The 24941-nt window shown below is 68.1% G+C and carries 16 protein-coding genes and 1 pseudogene; 10 read left to right on the forward strand and 7 right to left on the reverse strand.

The features are described 5' to 3' along the window. The first annotated feature begins 30 nt into the window (after positions 1 to 30). The 9 genes from L1787_RS14985 to L1787_RS15025 all read left to right on the forward strand — a co-directional run bounded on the left by L1787_RS14985 (position 31) and on the right by L1787_RS15025 (position 11473). Positions 31 to 1983 (forward strand): TRAP transporter permease, encoded by a 1953-nt coding sequence (locus L1787_RS14985; RefSeq protein WP_235710053.1) that lies wholly within the window; start codon positions 31 to 33, stop codon positions 1981 to 1983. After that, positions 1980 to 2960: a TAXI family TRAP transporter solute-binding subunit gene (locus tag L1787_RS14990; RefSeq protein WP_235709636.1), complete on the forward strand. Its 981-nt coding sequence runs from the start codon at positions 1980 to 1982 to the stop codon at positions 2958 to 2960. Before L1787_RS14985 ends, L1787_RS14990 begins: the two co-directional genes overlap by 4 nt. Before the next feature lie 69 nt (positions 2961 to 3029). After that, positions 3030 to 5108: a hydantoinase/oxoprolinase family protein gene (locus L1787_RS14995; RefSeq protein WP_235709637.1), complete on the forward strand. Its 2079-nt coding sequence runs from the start codon at positions 3030 to 3032 to the stop codon at positions 5106 to 5108. Continuing rightward, positions 5108 to 6655: a hydantoinase B/oxoprolinase family protein gene (locus tag L1787_RS15000; protein ID WP_235709638.1), complete on the forward strand. Its 1548-nt coding sequence runs from the start codon at positions 5108 to 5110 to the stop codon at positions 6653 to 6655. Before L1787_RS14995 ends, L1787_RS15000 begins: the two co-directional genes overlap by 1 nt. A gap of 14 nt (positions 6656 to 6669) precedes the next feature. Further along, on the forward strand, positions 6670 to 7908 hold the full coding sequence (locus L1787_RS15005; RefSeq protein ID WP_235709639.1) for a pyridoxal phosphate-dependent aminotransferase: 1239 nt from the start codon (positions 6670 to 6672) through the stop codon (positions 7906 to 7908). Further along, positions 7905 to 8075, forward strand: a complete 171-nt coding sequence (locus L1787_RS15010) for a hypothetical protein (protein WP_235709640.1) — start codon at positions 7905 to 7907, stop codon at positions 8073 to 8075. Before L1787_RS15005 ends, L1787_RS15010 begins: the two co-directional genes overlap by 4 nt. A 79-nt stretch (positions 8076 to 8154) precedes the next feature. Then, positions 8155 to 8862 (forward strand): GntR family transcriptional regulator, encoded by a 708-nt coding sequence (locus tag L1787_RS15015; RefSeq protein WP_235709641.1) that lies wholly within the window; start codon positions 8155 to 8157, stop codon positions 8860 to 8862. 8 nt (positions 8863 to 8870) lie between these two features. Beyond that, positions 8871 to 9881, forward strand: coding sequence for an aminopeptidase (locus L1787_RS15020; protein WP_235709642.1), 1011 nt, complete (start codon positions 8871 to 8873; stop codon positions 9879 to 9881). A 146-nt stretch (positions 9882 to 10027) separates the two neighbouring features. Then, on the forward strand, positions 10028 to 11473 hold the full coding sequence (locus L1787_RS15025; protein ID WP_235709643.1) for a hypothetical protein: 1446 nt from the start codon (positions 10028 to 10030) through the stop codon (positions 11471 to 11473). A 6-nt stretch (positions 11474 to 11479) separates the two neighbouring features. Here the strand turns inward: L1787_RS15025 and guaA are convergent, their stop codons facing one another. From guaA to guaB, 3 genes are all read right to left on the reverse strand, one after another. Further along, positions 11480 to 13027, reverse strand: a complete 1548-nt coding sequence (guaA, locus tag L1787_RS15030; protein ID WP_235709644.1) for a glutamine-hydrolyzing GMP synthase — start codon at positions 13025 to 13027, stop codon at positions 11480 to 11482. 374 nt (positions 13028 to 13401) lie between these two features. Beyond that, on the reverse strand, positions 13402 to 14691 hold the full coding sequence (locus L1787_RS15035; protein WP_235709645.1) for an RsmB/NOP family class I SAM-dependent RNA methyltransferase: 1290 nt from the start codon (positions 14689 to 14691) through the stop codon (positions 13402 to 13404). 75 nt (positions 14692 to 14766) lie between these two features. Beyond that, positions 14767 to 16266, reverse strand: coding sequence for an IMP dehydrogenase (gene guaB / locus L1787_RS15040; protein ID WP_235709646.1), 1500 nt, complete (start codon positions 16264 to 16266; stop codon positions 14767 to 14769). Positions 16267 to 16551: 285 nt separating this feature from the next. Between guaB and L1787_RS15045 the strand changes: the two genes are divergently transcribed. After that, positions 16552 to 17976, forward strand: a complete 1425-nt coding sequence (locus L1787_RS15045; RefSeq protein WP_235709647.1) for an MFS transporter — start codon at positions 16552 to 16554, stop codon at positions 17974 to 17976. Here L1787_RS15045 and L1787_RS15050 read toward each other — a convergent pair. From L1787_RS15050 to L1787_RS15065, 4 genes and pseudogenes are all read right to left on the reverse strand, one after another. Continuing rightward, entirely contained in the window at positions 17931 to 18695 is a 765-nt protein-coding gene (locus tag L1787_RS15050) for an RlmE family RNA methyltransferase (protein WP_235709648.1), read from the reverse strand. The two genes, L1787_RS15045 and L1787_RS15050, sit on opposite strands and share 46 nt — an antisense overlap. A 3-nt stretch (positions 18696 to 18698) precedes the next feature. Continuing rightward, positions 18699 to 19772 (reverse strand): annotated as a pseudogene (locus tag L1787_RS15055) (Ppx/GppA phosphatase family protein); the annotation flags it as partial. Positions 19773 to 20172: 400 nt separating this feature from the next. After that, a complete protein-coding gene (locus tag L1787_RS15060; protein ID WP_235709650.1) occupies positions 20173 to 23595 on the reverse strand; it encodes an AAA family ATPase in 3423 nt (1140 codons plus the stop codon). Beyond that, a complete protein-coding gene (locus L1787_RS15065) occupies positions 23595 to 24863 on the reverse strand; it encodes a metallophosphoesterase family protein (protein ID WP_235709651.1) in 1269 nt (422 codons plus the stop codon). The genes L1787_RS15060 and L1787_RS15065 overlap by 1 nt, the downstream gene beginning before the upstream one ends. Positions 24864 to 24941: the final 78 nt, after the last annotated feature.

Below are 24941 nucleotides of genomic sequence, written 5' to 3' on the forward strand. Positions count from 1 at the left end.
TGACACCGAGCCATGGATGCAGGCGCCGTGATGACACCTCAAACACGAGAAGAAACGGTCGAGCAGTCCACGGATGTCGGATCGACCCGTCTGGATACGGCCCTGAAAACCGTGATCGGCGTTCTCGCCATCATCTTTTCGTTGTTTCAGCTTTATTCAAACGTCCTGACTCTCATGCCGAGCTTCAAGCAGAATGCTTGGCATATCGCCTTCGCAATGCTGTTGGGTTTCTTGGCATTCCCGGCCGGCCGGCGCTGGTGGCGGCTTCTCGATCTGACGCTCGCCTTGGTGGGCTTCCTGGCCATCGCCTTCATCGTCTCCCGTTATGACGCGATGACGCTGCGCTTCGGGATCTTCTTTCAATCGGAGACCGCCGCAGCCGCCGTCATCGTGGCGCTTGTCCTCGAGCTGACGCGCCGCGTCCTCGGCCCGACGCTCGCATTGCTTTGCCTCGCCTTCATCGCCTACGCGTTCTTCGGCAATCTGCTCCCCGGGGCGTTCGGCCATGCCGGATATCCGACCCAGCGGATCGCCAGCTATCTCGTCATGACGACCGATGGCGTGTTCGGCACCGCCGTCGGCGTGTCCGCCACCCTCATCAGCATCTTCGTCATCTTCGGCGCCTTCCTGTCCGTGACCGGATGCGGCCAGTGGTTCATCGAGATCGCCGATCTCGTCGCCGGCCGTGCGACCGGCGGCCCGGCAAAGATCGCGGTCATCGCGAGCTCGCTGATGGGATCGGTGTCGGGGAGCGCCGCCGGAAACGTCGCGACGACGGGCACCTTCACCATTCCCTTGATGATCAAAGCCGGTTTCTCGCGGGTTCAGGCGGGCGCCGTCGAGGCGGTTGCGTCGACGGGCGGGACGATCCTGCCGCCTTTGATGGGTGCCGGCGCCTTCGTGATGGCGGAGATGCTGGGGGCCCAATATTCGACGATCGCAATCGCCGCGATCATCCCGGCGATCCTCTATTATCTGGCGGTCTTCGTTCAGGTCGACTTCCTGGCGCGGCGGCAGGATCTGGCGCGCGCCAAGACGAAGAGCGACACGACGCTCGGGCACATCATGCGGTCCGGCTGGCGCTCCATCCCGCTCCTGGTGCTCGTCTGGATGATCCTGGTCGAGCGGTATTCGCCCACCTTCGCGGCGTTCTGGTCCATCGGCGCGGCCGTGGTGCTCGGGGTGGTGATGTCGGCCGGAAAGCAGCGGCTGTTGTTCATCCTGCAGGCCTTGCGGGAGGCGGCCTTTGCGATGCTGCCCATCGCCACCGCCTGTGCTGCGGCCGGGGTCATCGTCGGCGTGCTGATGCTGACCGGGATGGGGCTTCGGATGTCGTCGCTGATGGTCGATCTCGCCGGCGGCAATCTCGCCCTGCTGCTGGTGTTGACGATGGTCTCATCCATCATCCTCGGCATGGGCGTGCCGGCGACGGCGGCCTACATCATCCTCGCCGTTCTCGCCGCGCCGGCTCTCGTCGAGTTGGGTGTTCCGCCGCTCTCGGCCCACATGTTCGTCTTCTATTTCGGCACCATCTCCAACATCACGCCGCCCGTCGCCGTCGCCGCTTTCGTGGCGGCCGGCATTTCCGGCGCCTCGCCGAGCCGTGTGGCGATCGAGGCGTTCCGCATCGGCTCGGCCGCGTTCCTGATCCCGTTCATGTTCGTCTACGGGCCCGAGCTCTTGCTGATCGACGCTTCGCCCTGGTCCGTCCTTCATACGCTTGTCACCGCAACGCTGGGCATCGTGTTCCTGGCGGCGGCGATCCAAGGCTGGCTGTTCGGCACCATGCCGCTCGTCATGCGCCTCGCCGCGGTCGCCGTCGCGATCCTCCTCGTCATCCAGACGATCTGGACGGATATCGCCGGCGTGGTTGGTGCCATCGGCCTCTTCGCCGCGTGCCGGTTTCGGCTCTGGCCCGCCATGCGGGCTCAGTCGGCCGGGGCCGAAACCTCCAACCTTTCCATTGAAGGAAGCAACAAATGACCACTTCCCGGACGATAGGCACACTCGCCCGCGCCGCGGCCATCGCGGCGGCCGTCACGATCAGCGCCGCGCCGGCCTCCGCTCAGGAGCGGATGAGCATTGCCGGTGGAAGCACCGGCGGCGTCTTCTTCCCCCTCGCCACCGGCATGGCCGAACTCCTGTCCAACACGCTCGACGGCTACGCGTTCTCCGCCAGCGCCACCGGCGGGTCGGGCGAGAATGTCCGCCTGCTCGGCACCGACGCCGCTCAATTCGGCCTCATCATGGCCGACGCCGCCTATAACGGCCATGGCGGACACGGCGCCTTCGAGGCCGAGGGCGGCTATGAGGACGTGGTCGGGGTGATGATGACCTATCAGCAGGTCATGCACGTCGTGGTGCCCGCCGATAGCGATATCGAGACCATGGCCGATCTCGCCGGTCATCGCGTATCGCCCGGGCCCGCCGGCAGCGGCACCGCGCTCATGGCGGCCGCGATCCTCGACGCCTACGGCCTGACCGGCGCGTTGACCCTCGACCCGCTCAGCCACAGTCAGCAGATGACCGCCCTCGGCGATGGTCAGCTCGATGCGGCGTTTCTGCTCCTCCCCGCCGGTGCCTCGGCCGTGACCTCGCACGCCGCCGCGCATGACATCCGCTTCCTGCCGATGGACGAAGAGGACGCGCTCGCGACGCTGAGCGAGGCGTACCCCTTCTACTTCGCCACCAACATCCCGGCGACGTCCTATGCCGGCCAGGACGCCGACGTTCCCACCGTGGGCGTTGCGGTGGTCCTCGCCGCCAGCGCTCAGGTGCCGGACGATCTCGTCTACGCGGTGACGAAGCAGTTCAACGAGCACCCCGAAGATCTGGTCCCTTATCACTCCATCGCAAAACAGATCGGCTCCCAGACTGCGATGGATGGCATGCCCATTCCGCTGCACCAGGGCGCGCAGCGTTACTACGAAGAGATCGAGCATCCCGGCTTGAGCAAGTAATCACTGGACCGGGCGGGGCGATCCTCGCCCCATCCTCTCCGCGGCTGTCCTCTCTTTCGAGCTTTTCTCATGACGGATGTACGCATTGCGGTCGATATTGGTGGAACATTCACCGATGGCGTCGCAGTCCATGTCGAAACCAATCAGATCTGGGTCGCCAAATCGCTGACCACGCCGGACGATCCTGGCGAGGCGGTCAGCACGGTGGTCGCAAGCCTTGTCGGCGAGATGCGGGCCGAGGTGGGGGACGGCGCGGTCTCGGAGGTCGTGCATGGCACGACCCTCGTCACCAACGCCCTGATCGAGCGGAAGGGGGCGCCCACCGCGGCGATTTTCACCAAGGGGATGCGCGACATCCTCGAGATCCGACGCGAGCTGCGTTACGATCTTTACGATCTCCACTTCACGCTGCCCGACCCGCTCGTCGCGCGAAATATGCGCTTCGAACTCGACGAGCGCATGGCCGCCGATGGCACGCAGATCCGCCCCGTCGATCCGGCGGAGCTCGAGGGCCTGCTCGACCATATCGACGCCAGCGGCGCCCAGGTGGTCGCCATCGGCTTTCTGAACGCCCATGCCAATGACGCCCACGAACGCGCGGTGGCGGACTTCATCACCGCCCGCCGACCGGGCCTTTCGGTGTCGAGCTCGGCCGCGGTGGCGCCGGAACTGCGCGAATATGAGCGCTGCACCACGGTGACCGCGAACGCCTACGTCAAGCCGTTGGTCTATTCCTATCTGAATGCGCTGGAGCGGCGTCTGGACGATCAGGCGATCACGGCGCCCTTGCGCATCATGCTGTCGAGCGGCGGCTTCACGACCAGCAAACTCGCGGCGGAAACGCCGATCCAGCTTCTCGAATCCGGCCCCGCCGGCGGCGTTCTTAGCGCCCTCAACGCGGCGCTGACGCACGATTTCCAGAACATCCTCGCATTCGACATGGGCGGCACCACCGCCAAGGCCTGCGTGGTCACCGACGGCGAGCCAGGCATTGCCCGCAGCTTCGAGGCCGGACGGGTCCACCGCTTCAAGCGGGGCAGCGGCCTGCCGCTCCTCATCACCTCCATCGACCTCATCGAGATCGGCGCGGGCGGCGGCAGCCTCGCCGCGATGAGCGCCCTCGGCACCCTCTCCGTGGGGCCGGCGAGCGCGGGCTCGGTGCCCGGTCCGGCCTGTTATGGGCGCGGCGGAATCCAGGCGACCGTCACCGATGCGGACTTCTGGCTCGGCTATCTGGACGGATCGAGTTTTCTCGGCGGCACCATGCCGCTCGATCGCACGGCCGCAGAGACCGCCATCGGCTCGCTGGCGGACGCGCTCGGCATGTCGGTCGACGAGGCCGCCTTCGGCATCCACGACGTGGTGAACGAGAACATGGCGAGCGCGACGCGAATCCATATCGCCGAGAAGGGCTATGACCCGCGCGACTTCACCCTCGTCGCGACCGGCGGCGCGGGGCCGGTGCACGCGGTGGCCATCGCCCGCAAGCTCGGCATGCCACGCGTCCTGTGCGCCCCGGCGGCGGGCGCGGGGTCCTGTCTCGGCTTCCTCGCCGCTCCGGCCCGCATCGACAAGGCGCTGGTGCAGACCGACGAGCTGAAGGCCGTCCCGTGGACGCAAATTCGCGCGGCCCTCGACGCGATGGGCGAGGAGGCGCGGGAGGAGCTCGTCTCCGCCGGCGCCTGCGCCGCCGATCTGATCTTCGAGGTCGATGTGGAGATGCAATATGTCGGACAGGGCAACTCGGTTTCGGTGAAAATCCCGCTCGACGACGTCCGCGCCGCGTACTCGGGCGCGCTGTTCGCCCTGTTCGAGGAACATTACGCGCGGCTTTACGGGCGAAGCGTGCCGCATGGGCGCCCGCAAGTGGTCGCCTGGCGCATGATCGGTCGCGAGCCGATCCGCCACCAACGTTTCCTGCGCGAGGCCGACGCCACGCACCATGGCCGCGCCGCCACGCGGCGGCTCTACGATTGTGAACGCGGCGCCTTCGTCGAGGCCGGGGTCTACCGACGCGACACGCTCGGCGCCGGAACGGTGCTGCAAGGGCCGCTGGTGATCGAAGAGGCCGAGTCCACCTTCGTCGTCCCGTTCGAGGCGACCGTCCGCGTTCTCGACGATCTCAGCATCCTGGCGGAGCTTTTCTGATGACCACCGAAATGAACGCTGCCACGGTCGAGATCCTCTGGACCCGCCTCGTCAGCCTCGTGGACGAGGCCGCGACCACGCTCGTGCGCACCTCGTTCTCCCACATCGTGCGCGAGGCGCATGATTATGCCGTCGTGCTCCTCGACCGCGAGGCCCGCCTCGTCGCTCAGTCGACCCAGAGCATCCCCTCCTTCATCTGCACCCTCCCCGCGACCGCCCGGCATATCCTGGCCAAATATCCGGTCGAGACGATGCAGCCGGGCGATGCCTACATCACCAACGATCCATGGATGGGCACCGGCCATTTGCCGGACATCAACATCATCATGCCGATCTTCCGCGATGGCGAGCATATCGGCTTTTCGGCCAGCGTCGCCCACGCCCCCGACATTGGCGGGCGGATCCGCTCGCCGGGCATTCGCGAACTTTATGAGGAGGGGCTGCGCCTGCCGCCTTTGCGCCTCCTCAAGGCCGGCACGCCCGAAGATGCGGTGTTCACCATCCTCGAAGCGAACGTGCGCGTTTCCGAACAGGTGATGGGCGATCTCTACGCCCAGCTCTCGGCCAACGAGATGCTCGGCCGCCGCCTGGTCGAGTTGATCGACGGCACGGGCCTCGACTTCAACGCCTTCGGGGCGGACATCCAGCGGCGCTCCGAGCAAGCCATGGCGGCGGCCATCCGCGCCATCCCGGAAGGCGTCTATTCGCACCGGGTGGAGGTGGACGGCTTCGGCGAGCCGGTGGTGGTGAACTGTACGCTCGAAGTGCGCGACGGGCGACTGTCGGTCGACTATAGCGGCAGCTCCGAGCAGGTTGACCGAGCGATCAACGTCGTCCCGACCTACACCTACGCCTATTCCTGCTACGCGCTGAAGTGCATCCTGTCGCCCTCGGTTCCCAACAACGAGGGAAGCTTCCGCGCCATCAGCGTGAGCGCGCCGGACGGCAGTATTCTCAACCCACGCTTTCCCGCCCCGGTGGGCGCGCGGGCGATGACCGGCCACCTACTGCCCCCCGCCATCATGGGCGCGCTGGCGAAAGTGATCCCCGATCGGGTGCAGGCGGCGCCGGGCTCGCCCTTGTGGTCCTGTCACATCACCGGCCGCCATGCCGGCAAGCCGTTCGCCTTCCTGTTCTTCCTCAATGGCGGGCAAGGGGCGACGGCGGCGAAAGACGGCTATCCGGCCGTCAGCTTCCCGAGCAATCTCGGCAACACCCCGATCGAGGTGCTGGAGGCCCAGGCGCCCGTGCGGGTGATCGAGCGCTCGTTGCGTGACGGCAGCGGCGGCGCCGGATCCTTTCGCGGCGGCGATGGGCAGACCACCGAGCTCAAGATCCTCGCCGATAGTCCGGTGACGGTCTCGTTCATGGCGAACCGCCTCGAAATCCCCGCCGCCGGTCTGAACGGCGGCGAGCCCGGCGCGCCCGGCGCGGTGCTCCTCAACGGCACGCCCTTCGACCCGCGGGAGATCAGCGTCATCCATCCGGGCGACGTCCTCACCTTGAAGACGCCGGGCGGCGGCGGCTTCGGGCCGGTGCCGAATTGACACGAGCGGCAGCCATGGACCTGACCGAGACCCCTGATATCGCCGACCGCTTCGCCCGGCTCGCGACCGATCATGCGCCCGGCCAAGAAAACCGCCATCCGGTGGACGACGTGGCGCGGCTGATGCGGGGCGAGACCATGGCGGGCCGGCCGGTGGATTTCTCCCACGGAGACGTCGACGCCTTTCCCCCGCCTCCCGATGCGGCTCGCCTCGTCGGCGAGGCCATCACCATCGGCGGCGCGCAGGCCTATACGGAATATCGCGGCGCAGGCGCGATCCGCGAGACGCTCGCCGGCCGGTTGGCCACCTTCACCGGCGCCCGGATCGACCCGGAGGCGATGATCTTGACGCCGGGCACCCAGGGCGCGCTGTTCCTGGCGGTGGCTTCCTGCGTCGGGCCCGGAGATGCGATCGCCATCGCCGACCCTGACTATTTCGCCAACTGGAAGATCCCGGCCTTTCTCGGCGCACGCATCATGCCCGTCACGCTCGATTATGACGCGCCGGGCAGGAGCGATGCCGGGCTCGACCTTGCCGGTCTCGAGGCAGCGTTCCGCGCAGGCGCCAAGACATTCCTGTTCTCCAACCCCAACAACCCCACGGGCGTGACGTTCTCCGGCGCAGAGATCACGGCCATCGCCGCGCTCGCGAACCGGTTCGGCGTGACGGTGATCTGCGATCAGCTCTATTCGCGGCTGCAATATCGCGGAACCGACTTTCACCATCTGTGCGCCGAGCCCGATGCGCCGGACAGTCTCGTCACCATCATGGGTCCGTCGAAGACCGAATCCCTGAGCGGCTTCCGGCTCGGCGTCGCCTTCGGCACGCGCTCCCTGATCGAGCGCATGGAAAAGCTACAGGCGATCGTCTCGCTGCGGGCGGGCGGATATGCGCAACGGGTTCTCCTCTCCTGGTTCGCCGAGCCGGAGGGCTGGATGGCCGGGCGGATTGCAGCCCACGAGGCCATCCGGGACGACCTTGTGGCGCAGTTGCGGGATATGGCCGGGGTGCGCGTACGCACGCCGCAGGCGGGCAGCTACCTGTTTCCCGAACTGCCGGCGCTCGACACCAGCTCCGGCGATTTCGTCCGCCTGCTGCGGGCGCAAGCCGGCGTCATCGTGACCCCCGGCAGCGAATTCTCGCGGCGCAAGACGGCAGGAATCCGCTTCAACTATTCGCAGGATCACGCCGCCGCCGTCGCCGCGATGACGCGCGTGTGCGCGATGATCGCGCGCTATCGGAGCGACCGATGAGCCGTCCCCCGCCGATCCCGCAAGGCAACGATGTCAGCGTCATCCGTCATGGCGACCTCGTCGCGCGCGCAGCCATCGGCGTTGCGATCCTGCCGGGCGGTGCGAGCGCCGGGATGCGCGTGGAGGCCGTCATCTCGGGCGGGCCGCGCGCTCAGGCCCGACGATGAACGCTGAATATCGCGCAACCTCCATTGCCACTTTGTGTATTCTGGTATACATGATTGGCATCGGGAGGGAGATCCGACAGTGAGCGAACTGACAACAAGTTCACCGTCTGCGACTGCTGCAGACTGGGCCTTCGACCAGCTTTTCCGGGGCATCCTCGAGGGAGAGATCTCGGAATCGGCAAGGCTCACCGAAGCTGCCTTGAGCGAGAAGATCGGCGTCAGCCGAACGCCCCTGCGCGATGCGCTGCAGCGGCTCGAGCTGGCGGGCATCGTCTCGCGCCAGCGCAATCGCACCATCAAGATCAATCCACCCTCCCTCGAGGAGATGGAGAGACTGTCGATGCTGCGCGAGGTTCTCGAGGGCCTCCTGGTGCGGCGGGTCGCGATCCGCCTCGCCCGCGGCGAAATCGACATCGCGCACCTTGAGGAGATCGTCGAGCAGATGGCGGCCGTGGCGCGCAACCGGAAGATCACGCTGCAGCTCCGTCTCGGGCGCGAGTTCCATAAGGAAATGGCGCGGCTGAGCGGCGATCCGATGGCGAGCCGGATGCTGGAGCAGGTGATGCTGAGCTTCGAGCGTTACCGCCATCTGGTGGACAATTTGGAGCGCCGGGCCTCGGAGATCGCCAACGAGCACGAGACCATCGTCGACGCGATCCGCAGCGCCACGCCCGAGGAGGCCGAAGCCTTGATGCGCCAGCACCTCACCAATGCGCGCGCCATCTACGCCGAACGGCTCTCGAGCCAAGACTTTCTCAACACCAACCGACAGCAAGCGAAAGATTGAGACATCCGATGAAAGACCTCCTTCTCATGAAAGGCGCGCGACGTCTTGTGACCGTCTGCGGCAACCTCAAGGCCGATGAGGAAGTCGTCATCGTCACCGACTTCGCGACCATGGACGTGGCCAAAGCCGTCGCCAGTGCCGCCCTCGAAATCACCGACAACGTCAATGTTCTCGTCATGCCGGTGCGCAGCATCGACGGAGAGGAACCGCCCGCCCCTATCGCGGCCGCGATGAAGCAAGCCGACTTGATCTTCACGCCGGTCAAGCATTCGATCACCCACACCTTCGCGGTGCGCGACGCCCTCGGCGCGGGCGCACGGGGCATCATGCTGACCCAATACAATATCGGCATGCTGGAGCGCGGTGGCGTGTTCGGCGACTTCGCCGCCATCGAACCGCTCTGCCGCAAGGTGGGCGACCTGTTGGGTTCGGCGGACAAGGTGCGCCTCACCACCCCCAACGGCACGGACCTCAAGCTCAGCGTCAAAGAACGCCCGGCCAACCCCCATTGCGGCATCGTCCGCAAGCCCGGCGACTTCACCACCGTGCCGAATATCGAGACCAGCTCGTCGCCGGTGCTCGGCTCGGCGGAAGGCGTCATCGTGGCCGATGCCAGCGTGCCTTATTATGGCATCGGCCTGTTGGAGGAGCCTGTCCGCTTCACCGTCTCCGGCGGCCGCGTGACGAAGATCGAAGGGGGCCGCCAGGCAATGGCGCTCGACAAGCTCCTCGCCAAGCAAGGCGCCCCGGAGGTCTACAATATCGCGCAGATCTCGTTCGGCCTGAACCCGGAATGCCCCATGGAAGGCGTCATGCTGCATGACGAAGGCGTCTATGGGACCGCCCATATCGGCATCGGGACCAGCGTGCTGTTGGGCGGCGAGGTCAAGACCCTCACCCACTTCGACGCGCTGATGTGGCTGCCGACGCTCGAACTCGACGGCAAGATCGTGCTGCGGGCGGGCGAATGGCTGCTCCCCGAAGCGAACGTGATCCACCCCGAAAAGGCCGCCGCCTGACCCGCCCTCCGGGATCGCCTCCAGCGAGCCCGGATCCGCCGACGGCCCGACCATGGGCCCATGGCCGCCGCACGCGGCGGCCATCCTTTCGTGCCCGATCCGGTCCGTTCGGGGTCGTGACGAACCATGCCCGCGGGAGATCGCCCTTGACCCGATTCGCTTCCCCCGCCAGCGGCCCGCGCCGGCTCGGCCGCGGCCCGCAGAGCCATTTCTTCGGCTACTACAACAAGTCCCCTTGGGACGCGTCGGGCCGCTCTTTGCTCGCGCACCGCACGCCGTTGCAGCGCGGCGCACTCACAGGCGATGACGTGGCCGAAATCGGCATCTTCGACCTTTCGGGCGACGGCGCCTTCACCCCGCTCGACGAAACCCGCGCATGGAACTGGCAAATGGGGGCGCAACTCCAGTGGCTGGGGCCGCGCAATCGGCGCATCGTCTTCAACACGCGCTGCGACGCGGCGCCCGATCCCGCCTTCGGCGCCCCCTACCGGGCCAAGATCCTCGATCTCGACACCGGCGAGGCGCGCCTTCTGTCGCTGCCGATCTATGTCGCCTTCCCCGATGGTCGCGGCGCGCTGGCGGTGAATTATCGCCGCCTTGCCCATACGCATCCCACCATCGGATATTTCTGCGGTCCGACGGTGGAGACGCCGCCGCTCTGCCCCGACGATGACGGCATCTACAGGATGGACCTCGACGAAGACCGGTTCGAGCCGATCATCTCCTTCCGGCAATTGGCGCACATCGAGCCACGGCCGTCGATGGCGGACTCCGTCCACTGGATCTCCCATGTGGAGGTCAACCCGTCCTCCACCCGGTTCCTGTTCCTGCACCGCTGGACCCGCCGGGTCGAAGACGAGACCTGCTTCCTCCACCGGCTGTTCACCTGCAACGTGGACGGCAGCGATCTCCGATTGCTCGAATGCTCCGACCATCCTTTGCCGCAACTCGAGGACTCCTTCGACCCTTCGGCCGTCGGCCTCTTCGATTACGAAAAATCCGAGCACCAGATCTCTCATCCGATCTGGAAGGACGACGACGAACTCATCGTCTGGTCCCCCCACGACGGCACCATCGGATATCATCTCTACAACGACCGTGATCGGACCGTGCGCCGCATCGGACCGGGCGTGCTCGACGAGAACGGGCACATGAGCTACGCGCCGGATGGGCGATGGCTTCTGTCGGACACCTACCCGGACCCGGGCACCGGCGACCGCGAGCTCTTCCTCTGGGATGACGCCGCCCGGCGCAAATTGCGTCTCGGCACCTTCCGAACCGACCCGACCCTTGCGAAGATCGACCGCTGCGATCTGCATCCGCGCTGGAACAGAAGCGGCAACCAGATCTGCATCGATTCCGTCCATGACGGCGAGCGCGCCATGTACGTCATCGACATGCCATCGCCGGCTGAAAGTCGCCGGCACGGCCTCGCAAGCGCGGACGATATCGGCGCAAACGGCGGCCCCGCAAAAGTCGCCCGCCGCGCAGCTAGCGGCCGGGTTCGGCCGGGCCTGCCGGGAGCAACTCGCAAAGCGACCGCAACGGCAAGGCGGCATACGGCGCCGCGCCGGCCCCCTTCCGGCCGTTGACGTCCCTCACTCCCACTCGATCGTCCCTGGCGGCTTCGACGTCACATCATAGACAACGCGGTTCACCCCACGGACCTCGTTGACGATGCGCGACGCGACGCGTCCGAGGAACGTGATGTCGAACGGATAGATGTCCGCCGTCATCCCGTCGGTCGAGGTGACGGCGCGCAGCGCGAGCACGCGCTCATAGGTCCGCGCATCGCCCATCACGCCGACGGTCTCGACCGGCAGCAGCACCGCAAAGGCCTGCCAGATCACGTCATAGAGGCCCGCGGCACGGATCTCTTCGATATAGATCGCATCCGCCCGGCGCAGCACCGCGAGGCCCTCACGCGTCAACGGCCCCGGATGGCGGATCGCAAGCCCCGGTCCCGGGAACGGATGACGGCCGACGAAGGTCTCGGACAGGCCGAGCTCGCGACCGAGCGCCCGCACCTCGTCCTTGAACAGAAGCCGCAGCGGCTCCACGAGCTTCAACCCCATCCGCTCCGGCAGCCCACCCACATTGTGGTGCGACTTGATCGTGACCGACGGGCCGCCGGTCGCTGAAACGCTCTCGATCACGTCGGGATAGAGCGTGCCCTGGGCGAGGAAGTCGCCGCCGATCGCCTTCGCCTCGCGCTCGAACACCTCGACGAACAGCCGCCCGATCGTCTTGCGCTTGACCTCGGGGTCGGTGACCCCGTCGAGGGCGTCGAGGAAGAGATCGCCCGCGTCGACCTTGTTGAAGATCACGTCGTTGCGGCCGGCGAACATCGCCTCGACATCGCGCGCCTCGTTTTCGCGCAAGAGCCCGTGATCGACGAAGATGCAGGTGAGCCGGTCGCCGATCGCCTCGGCGAGAAGGACCGCCGTCACGGTGGAATCGACGCCGCCGGAGAGACCGCAGATCGCCCGGCCATCGCCCACCGTCTGGCGGATCGAGGCAATCGCCTCGTCCCGGAAGGCGGCCATCGACCAGTCGCCCGTCGCCCCCGCGACGCGCCGCACGAACGCCTCGATGATGCGCGCGCCATCGGGCGTGTGCACCACTTCGGGATGGAACATCAGCCCGTAGGCGCGGCGCTCCTCGTTGGCGATGACGGCGAAGGGCGCGCCCGGCGAACGGGCGACGACGCGAAAACCCGGCGCCGGCTCGACCACCCGGTCGCCATGGCTCATCCAGACGGTGTGCGTCTCGCCTTCCGACCAGATCCCCTCGAAGAGCGGGCAATCCTCGACGACCTCGACCTCGGCCCGGCCGAACTCGCGATGATCGTCCGCCTCGGCGCGACCGCCGAGCTGGGTCGTCATCACCATCTGCCCATAGCAGATACCGAGGAGCGGAACGCCGGAATCGAAGATCGCCTGGGGGGCCCGCGGGCTCCCCTCGGCATGGGTGGAGTTCGGCCCGCCGGAGAAGATCACGCCCTTCGGGCGATGCTCGGCGAAGGCGCGCTCGGCTTCGGAGAACGGCGCCACGACGCTGAAGACGCCCGCCTCACGGACCCGCCGCGCGATGAGCTGCGTCACCTGACTGCCGAAATCGACGATGAGGATGGTGTCATGCATCATCAGAGCCTGATGCCATAGAGATCCGGTCTCGGCGAGCGCGAAATCGCCGCTGTCCACCTCATCGAAGCAAGGCAGCCCCGCACCGGCGCCGCCTTGTTCCCTTTGGAGCACGGCCTCGCCCCCTCCCGGAAACACGGGCGCCGCCCAGCCTGTTCCTCGGAGCCCGCCATCGCTGATGCCCGATCAGAGGCGGATGGCGGTCGGGGGCAAGGCCGAAGAGCGACGCGCAGCGGCGCGTGCCTTGCGCCCGGCCGCCATCCGTCTCAGGGCATCGATCAGCGATGGCGGGCTCCGAGGAACAGGCGCTCCCCCTGTTTCTTGGTGACGTCGGAGCGCTGCGGCCGTGCAACGGAGACGGCGTCTCGGCAAGCCGATCAGTCCGCCATCCGCTCCATCACCGCGAGGAAGAAGCCGTCGGTTCCGGTGGCCGCCGGGGTCATGGTGAGGCTCATGCCGTTGGCGCTCCAGGGCTTCGGTCCGCCGACGCCGAAGAGCTCTTCCCACGCCTCCCCCGCCGAGACCTCCTCGAAATTCGGCGATTGGGCGAGGACATTGTCGACCTGAGCCTCGTTTTCCTGCGGCAGCACCGAGCACGTGACATAGACGAGATAGCCGCCGGGCCGGACATAGGCGCGGGCGGCCTCGAGGACGCGTTCCTGCTCCTCCACACGGCGCGCGAGCGCCTCTTCGGAGAGGCGCCATTTCGTCTCCGGCCGGCGCCGCCAGGTGCCGCTGCCCGAACAGGGCGCGTCGACGAGGACGCGGTCCATCTTCCCCTCGAGAGCCGAAAGATCGCTCCCCGCCGGGTGGACCTGAACGTTGCGCGCGCCCGCCCGTTTCAGTCGTTCATAGATCGGCGAGAGCTGGTTCGGATCGGCGTCGGTCGCGTGGATCTGGCCGCGATTGTCCATGTGGGCGGAGATGGCGAGCGTCTTGCCGCCGGCGCCGGCGCAAAGGTCGAGAACCTGCTCGCCGGGACGGGCGAAGACGAGGAGCGCTGCGATCTGGCTCGCCTCGTCCTGCACCTCGACATGACCGCGCTGATAGATCTCCTCGCGCACGATATTGGGCGCGCGTTCCCAGCCCGCCCGCGGCGGCAGCCGCACGCCGACCGGGCTGATCGGCGTCGCGCTCGCCCCGTGACGGGAAAGGGTTGACAGGACGCGTGCACGCTCCGCCTTCAGCGTGTTGACGCGCAGATCGAGCGGGGCGCGGGCGGCAAGCGCCGTCGCCTCCTCGAACCACTCGTCGGCGAAATTCTCCTCGAAGGCACCCGCGAGCCATTCGGGAATGTCGGCCTGCACATCGAGCGGCGCGGTGCCGAGGTGATCCACCCCGAAGGCCGCCGTCTCCTCGGCGGAGAGCGCGCCGGGGCCGAACCGCTCCTCGGCGAGGCGTGCGAGATCGTCGGTGCCCACGCCCCAACGCCAGCGGAGCGTCGCGAGAATGATGCCGCGCGGCGTCTCCTCGCCCGCACGAAAGGCGGAGGAGCGGCGCCAGCGCAGCCCGTCATAGACGAGATTGCCGATCGCCGCCCGGTCGCCGGACCCGGCAAAGCGGTGCGACAGCCCCCAATCCTTCAGCGCATCGGCGACGGGACGGTGGCGCGCATCGACGTCGGCGAGGATCTCGATCGCGGCGGCGATGCGGCCGGCCGGACGCATCAGTGCCCGCCCGACAAAATGGCGAGACGGGCCCGGCGGGGGCCCGCGCGAGAAGAGCGGATCGTCGTCACGCGCTCAGCGGCCCGCGGGATAATTCGGGCTCTCGCGCACGATCGCGACGTCGTGGACGTGGCTCTCGGCAAGGCCGGCATTGGTGATGCGGACGAAGCGGGCTTTGTCGCGAAGCTCGGCGAGATCCTTCGCGCCGACATACCCCATCGCGGCGCGCAGACCGCCGACGAGTTGATGGAGGACGTTGGCGACCGGCCCGCGAAACGGCACCTGCCCCTCGATCCCTTCCGGCACGAGCTTCATCGTATCGCGCACCTCGGACTGGAAATAACGATCGGCCGAGCCGCGCGCCATCGCCCCGATCGAGCCCATCCCGCGATAGGCTTTGTAGGAGCGGCCCTGATGGAGATAGACCTCGCCCGGCGCTTCGCTGGTGCCGGCGAGAAGCGAGCCGACCATCGCGCAGGATGCGCCCGCTGCGAGCGCCTTCGCGAGGTCGCCCGAGAACTTCACCCCGCCATCGGCGACCACCGGCGTGTCGCTGCCGGAGGCGGCGGCCGCCGCTTCCATCACCGCCGTGAGCTGGGGCATACCGACGCCCGCGACGACGCGGGTCGTGCAGATCGAGCCCGGACCGATGCCGATTTTCACCGCGTCGGCGCCGGCGTCGATCAGCGCCTTGGTGCCGTCGGCGGTCGCGACATTGCCGGCGAGAACCTGGGTCCGGTTCGACAGGCGCTTCACCCGGTCGACCGTCGCGAGAACGCGCGCGGAGTGGCCGTGCGCGGTGTCGACCACCACGAGATCGACACCGGCCTCGATGAGCCGCTCGACCCGCTCGAGCCCCGCATCGTCCACCGTGGTCGCCGCCCCGACGCGCAGACGCCCTTGCGGATCCTTGACGGCGTTCGGGTAGGCCCGCGCCTTCTCCATGTCCTTGACGGTGATCAGCCCGGTGCAGTTGCCCGCCTCGTCGATCACGAGCAGCTTCTCGATGCGATTGTGGTGGAGAAGGCGCTTGGCCTCGTCCTGGTCCACCCCGTCCCGCACGGTGACGAGATCCTTCGCCGTCATCAGCTCACGGACCGGCGTCTTCGGGTCGGAGGCGAAGCGCACGTCGCGGTTCGTCAAAATGCCGACAAGACGGCCTTTGACGTGGCCGCCGACACCGCCATTCTCGACCACCGGAATGCCGGAGATGCCTTGGCGCTCCATGAGGGCGAGCGCGTCGCCGAGGGTCGCGTCCGGTCCGATCACGAGCGGGTCGACGATCATCCCGCTCTCGAACTTCTTCACCTTGCGCACCGCGTCGGCCTGCTCTTCCGGCGTCATGTTGCGGTGGATAACGCCGATGCCGCCCGCCTGAGCCATGGCGATCGCGAGATTGGCGTCGGTGACGGTATCCATCGCGGCCGACAGAATCGGGATGTTCAGTGCCAGCTCTCGCGTCACGTGCGTGTTGATCAACGTCTGCGCCGGCATGACCTCGGAGTGGCCAGGCGTCAGCAGGACGTCGTCGAAGGTAAGAGCTTCTCCCGTCGCGAGGCTCAAAAACTCAGCCATTCTTCCCCCTTGCCCGCCCCTATGGCGGGGCCGGCGGGCCCGTCCGCCGTTGGGCCTCATATCGCAGGGGTGCCAGCAACATCAACGCCTCGCGCAAAGGTGATGCACTGCTTCGCGCTCAGCGCATGGATATGATAGGACGGTTTCAACCGTTTGGCTGATATGCTGGAGCTGCAAATCCCGCCCCGGCGCCTTACTTTAAGAACGGACGACGCTTCCCCGCCGCCCCTTCCTTCGACAATGCGCCGCGTCGCGGCACCAGACCGTTTCGCTGAGCGAGGCTCCGTGACCCGTCCGCAAGTAACCGCCCTGATCATCGCCTCGGCGTTGTTCATGGAAAATCTCGATTCCACCATCATCGCGACCGCCTTGCCGACGATCGCCGCCGATATCGGAACCGATCCGATCCGGCTGAAGCTTGCCCTCACCTCCTACCTTCTCAGCCTCGCGACATTCATCCCGATCTCGGGCTGGGCGGCGGACCGGTTCGGCGCCCGCCTCGTCTTTCGCGCGGCGATCGGGGTCTTCATCATCGGGTCTATCCTGTGCTCGATGGCCGATTCGCTGCCGCAATTCGTGGTCGCGCGGATCGTCCAGGGCGCGGGAGCGGCGATGATGACGCCGGTCGGGCGCCTCGTTCTCCTGCGCTCGACGCCGAAAAAGGAGCTGCTCAGCGCGATGGCGTGGCTCACCGTGCCGGCGCTCATCGGCCCGCTGCTCGGCCCGCCGGTCGGCGGGTTCATCTCGACCTATTTCGACTGGCGCTGGATTTTCTGGATCAACGTGCCGGTCGGCATCGTCGGCATCGTCCTCGTCAGCCTCTTCATCGACGGAGTGAAGAGCGAGGTGCAGCGCCCGCTCGACGCGGTCGGCTTCGTCCTGTCGGGGGTCGGGCTGTCGGGCATCGTCTTCGGCCTCTCTGTGCTCGGCCAGAACATGCTGCCGCTGCCCGTCACGCTCGCGATGGTGGGGGTCGGCATCATCTCGATGGCGCTTTATCTGCGCCACGCCAAGCGGACGGCGCACCCGCTTCTCGATCTCGGCCTATTGCGTCTGCCGACCTTCTTCACGAGCACCGTGGGCGGTTTCTTCTTCCGGATCGGCATCGGCTCGATCCCCTTCCTTCTGCCCCTCACCCTCCAGCTCGGCCTCGGCATGAACGCGTTCGAGGCGGGGACTTACGTCTTCTTCTCGGCCATCGGCGCGCTCTTGATGAAGATGACCGCGCAGCCGATCGTCCACCGGTTCGGCTTCCGCACCACGTTGATCTGGAACGGGCTGATCTCCTCGGCGGCGATCCTCGCCATGGCCTTCTTCACCTACAACCCGCCGGCGATCCTGATGGCCTCGGTGCTCCTCGCGGGCGGCTTCTTCCGCTCGCTGCAATTCACCTGCCTCAACTCCCTTGCCTATGCCGACGTCGAACAGTCTCGCATGAGCCTTGCGACGAGCCTTTACAGCGTCTCACAACAGGTCTCGCTCGCGAGCGGGGTCGCCGTGGCGGCGGCCGTCGTCGAGGTCCAGCGCGCGATGCGGCCGGACCACGTCCTCCTCCTCAGCGACTTCATGACCGCCTTCCTCACGGTCGCCTGCTTCTCGCTGGTGGCGATCCTCTTCTATCTTCGCCTTCCGGCCGATGCCGGCGCGGAGATGGCGAACCGGGATCAGCCCTCGGAGCGTCCGGCGCGGAATCCCGTCGCGAGCACGTAGGTCTCCGGCGATTGCGGGCGTGAGGCGGGCGGCTTCACGTGCTTCACGCTCGTGAAATCCTTGCGCAGCGCGGCGAGGATCGAGCCCTCGGTGCCGCCTTGATAGACCTTGGCGAGGAAGGTGCCGCCGGGCGCCAACGTCTCGCGCGCGAACTCGTGGGCGAGCTCGACGAGATTGACGATGCGCAGATGATCGGTCGCCCGGTGCCCCGTCGTCTCCGGCGCGAGATCGGACAGGACGACATTCGGACGCCGCCCGCCGAGCGCCTCGATCAGCGCGGCCGGCGCGTCCTCGCGGGCGAAGTCGTGGTGGAGGATCTTCACGCCCTGGAGGTGATCCATCGGCAAAATGTCGATCGCGATGACGGGCGCGGCATCGCTCGCGCCGATTCGCTCGGCGGCGACCTGACTCCACCCCCCCGGCGCCGCGCCGAGATCGACGACGGTCTGCCCCCGCTTCAGGAACGGATAACGCTCGTCGATCTCGATCAGCTTATAGGCCGCGCGCGAGCGGTAGCCGGCGGCCTTCGCCTTGCGCACATAGGGGTCGTTGAGCTGCCGCTCGATCCATAGGGTCGAGGAGAGCTTGCGCCCCTTCGCCGTCTTCACGCGCTGGGTGAGGCCGCGATCACCCGATCCGGCCGGCTTCTTGCCGCCCGCACCCGGACGCGCGCCACGGCCGGAGCTTCCGGCGCGGCCACCTTGACTGCTTTTCACCATCGGTCAGGCGTGGGTCGGCGCGGGGGCGCGATGCTCGGAAAAGCGCAAGCGACGGCTGCGCTGAATCGCCAGCCGGTCGTCTTCGATGAGCTCCATCAACATTCCTTCGCGCAATCCTCGATCGGCGACCCGGAGGCGCTGGCACGGCCAGCGGCGGCGGATCGCCTCCAAAATGGCGCAACCCGCAAGCACGAGATCGGCCCGGTCGGCCCCGATGCACGGGTTCGCCACCCGCTCCTCAAAGCCCATTCCGAGGAGTTGTGCAATCAGCGTGTCGACCTCGCCCGTTTCGAGCCACGTTCCGTCCACCTGCCGGCGGTCATAACGCTTGAGGCCGAGAAAGACGCCGGCGAGCGTCGTCACCGTGCCGGAGGTGCCGAGAAGGTGGACATTACCGCGCGCGACCGCCTCGGAGAGAACGCCGCGCTGGTCGATCCGCGCGAGGAGCTGCGACACGTCGTCGACCATCGCCCCGAACACCCTCTCGTCGACCTCGGTCCCGCCATGCCGCTCGGCGAGAGTCACGACGCCGACGGGGAGCGAGGCCCAGGCCCGGATGCAGCGCACGAGCGCCGCGCCTTCGAGATGATAGCGGCTCGTGAGATCGAGCCAGACGATCTCCGACGAGCCTCCGCCGATATCGAAGAGAAGGACGCCTTCGGCCCCGTCATCGACCAGCGGCGCGCACCCCGCGACGGCGAGACGCGCTTCCGTCTCCCGATCGACGACCTCGAGATCGAGCCCGGTCTCGCCGAAGACGCGGCCGGTGAATTCGGTGCAATTGGACGCGGCCCGGCACGCCTCCGTCGCGATCAACCGCGACCGGGTGACGCCCGACGCCGCCAATTTGGAGGCACAGACGCGCAGCGCGGTGACGGCGCGGTCCATCGCCTCTCGCGACAAGACACCGTCACAGGACAGCCGCTCGCCGAGACGCACGATTCGGGAAAATCCGTCGATCACCCGGAAGCCCGAGCCGCGGGCTTCGGCGATCAATAAGCGGCAATTGTTGGTGCCGAGATCGAGCGCGGCGTACCGGCGCGGACCACTCTTCTCCGCCGATCGCGCACATTGGGGGCGCGCATGTCCGGCGCCGGCGAACGACCCGGCTTGCTCGGAGCATATGCCCTCCGCAGCGGTCTCCTTGTCGCCGTAGACGCCCATCACCCCGCACCTCTCACGCAATCGGTCGCGCTAGTGGTCTTCCCGGCTGTCGGCCTTCTCCTCCTCGGACCCGTGGCCGGTCGAACGACGAGCCCCTTCGTCGCTCTCCTTTCAAAAGACTAACAAGATCTGCGCCAATTACAAACGAGCAGTTGAATGGGACGCGTTCCCGCCGAATCACGGCAAACCGTTGGCGCATCTGGCGCAATGGGCGCTCGCGCGGCCAATCGGGGGCACCGATCCCGCCGTCCCCGTGATCTAACGTTGCCAACGCGGCGACGCGACGCGCCGCGCGCCTCGCCGCGATGGCGCGCTAAGTCAGCTCCAACACAGAAAGGCCGGAGCCGAGCGTATCGCGAGCGAGGTCGGCGACGTGAGAGTGATGGGTGAAGTAGATCACCTGCCGCCCCTCAGCGAGCGCGGCGAGGAGGCGGAAGCCCGAGGCCGTTCGCTGATTGTCGGCGTTCACGAAAAGGTCATCGGCGAGGAAGGGCAGCGGACAGTCCGCCGCCGCCGCAAAGCGCACGGACGCGACGAGCTGGTCGCGCGTCCCGGCGGACATCTGCGTCACATCGACGAGCTGATTGTCGGTCACGCGATGGGCGCGCAGGAAGCCGCCTTCCGGCCCGTCATCGACATCGAGCCGGTCGTAGACATTGTCGGTGAAGGCGGCGAAATTGGCGGCGGCACGGTCGAGGATCGGGGAGCGGTTCTCCGCCGCGAACGCGTCACGCGCGGCCCGCAGCACCGTCGCCTCGATGCGGCGCAGGATCGCCCGGTGCGCGACCTCCGCCATCTCGCCGGCGAGCGTCGCCCGCTCGAATGCCGCCTCCGCCGCGGTCCCGGCCGCGCTGTCGGCCTCCGCGCGGCGGAGCGCTTCGCGCGCCATCACGAACGCCTCGTGCGCCGACTCGATGTCGCTCTTGAGGAGCGCCAGCGTATCGTTCGCGGCCTCATGGGCGGCGATGCGGCTCGCTTGCTCGTCCTCGGCAAGCGTCGCGACGATCGCGGGAAAAGCGAACCCGGCCGCCTCCACCTCCGACCGCGCGGCGGCGAGCGCGCTCTCGTCGGCATGGCGCTTGTCGGACCGGCGGGCCGCCTCCTGAAGGACGGCGAGGGCCGCGTCCGCCGGAAGACCGGCCGTTGCAAGATCCGCGGCGATCAGCGCGCGCACCGCCTCATGCGCCGCCTTCGCCGTGCGGACCTCCTCGGCGAGACGCTCGCGCTCGGCGCCGAGTTCCTCGCGCTTGGCAAGCAGCGCTTCGGCACGGCGAAGCCGCTCGACGAGCCGGCGCGTCATGACGGCGGTTCCGCCGATCTCGGCCTCATCGAGGAGGCCGGCGAGGCGGCGCGTCTCGGCCGCGGATGCGGCGGCGGCGGCATCGGCGTCTCGGATCGCGCCGTTCGCCTCGGCGGCGCGGTCGAGTGCGGCCTCGATCGCCTCCTCTCCGTCGATCCACGCCTTGAGCTGACGCGGAGCAATGTCCGGCGCGAGGCCGGCGCGGGCGGCCATCGCCTCCCACGCCTCACGCCAGGCGGCGAGTGCCATCCCGGCCTCGTGCCGCGCCTTTTCGAGCGCCGGGCGCTCGCGCTCCGCCTTCTCGAACGTCTCGCGCGCCGCTTTCTCCTCGGCCGCCGCGGCACGGTCCGCCTCGCGGGCCGCCTCTGCGCGCGCGAGCGCCGCCTCGATTGCGGCGACGAGCGCCTTTCCGTCGAGGTCTTCGGACGGCGGGTCGCCCAAGGCGGCTTCGAGGGCGGCGAGGAGGCGGCGGGAGCGCTGCCGCACCTCGCCGATGCGCCGTTCGGCGTTCGCGAGGGCCTGGGCCGCGTCGAGCCGTGTTTTGCGCCGGGCGAACCACGCCGCATAGTCGGCCGGCGGCGGCGCGATCCCCGCCGCGCCGAGCCGCTCGCGCCACGCCGCGACGAGCCTGTCATAGTCCGCACGGCAGGCGGCGAGCGCCTTCTCGCGCTCGGCGTGGCGCGCTTTCGTCTCGGCGAGATTGGCGGCGGCGCGCCGTTCGGCCGTCAGCGCCTCCACATGGTCGAAGCGGGCATCGGCGGTCGCGTCGGCCTCGGCAACGCGGGCTTCGTAATCGTCGGCGATCTCGGCGAGTGCCCGCCCCGCCCGCGCCTCGCGCCAAAGGGCGTCGCGGGCGGCCCTCAGCGCGACGAGCCGGTCTTCGGTCGGCAGATCGGCGCGCCGCTCGGCCTTCAGCGTCTCCTCGGCGACGGCGAGCGCCTCGGCGCTTTCGTGAACTCTGTCCTCGGCGCGCTCGCGGCGACGGGCGGCCTCCTCGATCGCGGCTTCGGCGGCGGCGCCTTCGTCGGGCGGCGGCGACGCACTGGTGGCGACGGGGTCGCCGGCGGTGCTGCGGGCGGCATCCTCGTCGGCGGCGCGGGCCTCGCGATAGGCGGCGGCCTCGTCGCGCCAGAGCGCACGCACGTCGCCGAGCGCACGCGCCTCGGCGAGCGCTGCTGCGAGCGGCTCGGCGGTGGGCCGGTCCGTCACCTGCGGCGCCTCCACCCGGCGCGCCTCCAGCATTTCCTCAGCATACCGCACGGCCTGCTCGTGCCCCTCGCGTGCGGCAAGGTGCTCGGCAAGCGCCGCGCGGTCGATCGCGGGGGTGAGCGTCGCGGCGATCGCGCCGGCGTCGGCCTCTCCTTCCTCAATCCGCAGGCCGAGATCGCGTGCGGTCCGGCGGGCGAGGCGAAGCGCATCCTCGCGCCGCGTCGTCTGGGCGGCGCGCACCTCCTCCCGGTCCGCGCTGCGGGAGGCGTCCCGCTCCAGCGCCTCGATGTCAGGGCCCAGCGAAAGCACCGCCTCGTCGGGCACGAGGGCGGCGATCGCCTCGTCGCATTCAGCAAGGCGCACCTCGCTCTGACGCAGGCGCTCGCGCAAGGCGGGCTCCTCGTCCGCCGCACGCAACCGCTCCACCGCGTTCGGCGCCAGACGCGGCGCATCGTCCTCCGCGAGCGCGGCTTCGAGGCGGGTCACGGTATCGACCCGTGGCGCGACCTCGATGAGCCCCTTGAGGCGGCCCGCTTTCGCCCGCGCCTCTTCCTCCTCCCGGCGCAGCGCGTGGAGCGCCTCCTCCGCCTCGGCGAAGGCCCGCCTTAGATCGGCATGACCGGCGGCCGACAATTCGTGAGCGCGATAACGCTGCCCCGCCTCCTCCCAACGCTGTTCGAGCTGGTTATATTCGGCCTTCGCGTTCTTGCGTTTCTGGAAGAGCCCGTCGGCTTCCTTGCGTAGGACGTCGAGGGTGGCGACCGCCTGGGCGAGCCCGCCGGCATCGCGCATCAAGAGATCGCGAAGATCGCCCCGGCTCTCGTTGAGCGCATCGGCGTGCTCGCGCATCTCGTCGTGGGAAAAGGCCTGGGTGAGGAGGAACGCCTCGCGCGTCATGTCGCCGAGCGCGGCGGCGAGCGCATCCGCTGCGTCGACCGGCTGAAGATTGCCGGAGCGGCCCGTCGTGCGCTCGAGGCGGTACGCCTCGCCCGCGACCTCGATCGCCGCCTCGATCACCATCTGGCGGCGGCCATAGCGGAAGCTGTAAGGCGGGTTTTTCAAGGGAACGCCGAACAGGAAGTCGACGAGGGCGTGCTTCAGCGTCGTCTTGCCGGCCTCGTTCGCGCCGACGACGAGATGAAGATCGGACCCATCGCGCCGCGCGAAGTCGAAGGCCGCTTCCTCGAACTGACCGTAACGGGAGAGGTTGATCGCGGAAAAGCGCATCAGGCGTCCGCGATCCGGGCCGCGAGCGCACCGACGGCGTCGCTCAGAGGCCCTCCAAGCTCACCACTCGCATCGAAGGTGGCGAATTCCGGCGCGCGCTCCAATAGTCGCTCCTTCACCTCCTGGGGCAGCCGATTGAGGATTTCGCCGATTTCCGCCGCCGCCGTCTCCGCCACCTCGGGGCGCTTGGCGGCCTGGGCGATCAGCGTCTCGAAATGATGCGGCAGGCGCTCGATGACGGCGTCCGATGGCGGCCTCGTCGCGATGGTCACGTCCTCGACGAGGATCCGTCGCCCGTCGACGCCGAGGGCGGCGAAGCGCGCCTGATCGACCAGCGCGCGTCGGCTGTTGGCGAGGCGGAAATGCTGGTCCGTCTCGCCGGTGAGGACGACGCGGACGACGGCGCACTCGAGCGCCGGCGACAGATCGGCCGCGACCTCCGCGATCGCGGTGCGGATCGCCTCATCGGCGGGCTTCGCGCCGACCTCGATCTCGGCGAGGAACCAGGCGACATGCGGCAGGTCGACCGGCTCGAGGCGAACGCCCGCCTCGTCGACCTCACCGAAATAAAAGCCCTTCGGCCCGGTCTCGCGGATGTGCCGCCCCTGGAGGACGCCGCAAAAGGCGATCGCCCCGCCTTCCGCCGCGGGCTTGTCCTGGAGGATGCGGCGGGTGTGGACGTGGCCGAGCGCCCAATAATCGTATTGCCGGGCCGAAAGGTCGGCGAGTGTGCACGGGGCGTAATTCGCATGCCCCATCGAACCGTCGAGCGCGGTGTGGAGAAGGCCGATATTGATCCGCCCCGGAACGCGCGCCGGATAGCGAGCGGCAAGGTTCTCGACCGTCGCGGCGCGGGCATAACTCTGGCCGTGGATCACGGCGCCGCCACAGTCGACCGAGCTCGCGGCGCCGCTGCCGAACAGGTGGATGGCGTCGATATCGCGGATACGGTCGGTGACGCTGTTTTCCGCGTCGTGATTGCCGAGAATGGCGAAGGTGCGGATCCCCGCCCGCGCGAGCCGTCCCGTCTCGCGCTGAACGAAAAGGCCGGCCGACACGTCGCGCCAGGAGCCGTCCCACAGGTCTCCGGCGATCAGCACCGCATCGACCCTTCGCTCGATCGCCATGTCGACGAGATCGACGAAAGCCGCGCGCCCGGCGCCCGCGATGCGCTTCGCCTTGTCCGCGTCATCCCCCTCGAAGGCACCGAGGCCCGTGAGCGGGCTGTCGAGATGAAGGTCGCCGGTATGGAGGAAACGAAAAGCCATCAGTGAACGCACACCCGTAATCGTCTCCACTTTGGGTCATCGGGCGGACGGAGAAAAGGGCGGATCGCGAACGGCCAA

The organism is Acuticoccus kalidii, from assembly GCF_021556395.1.
GTDB lineage: Bacteria > Pseudomonadota > Alphaproteobacteria > Rhizobiales > Amorphaceae > Acuticoccus > Acuticoccus kalidii.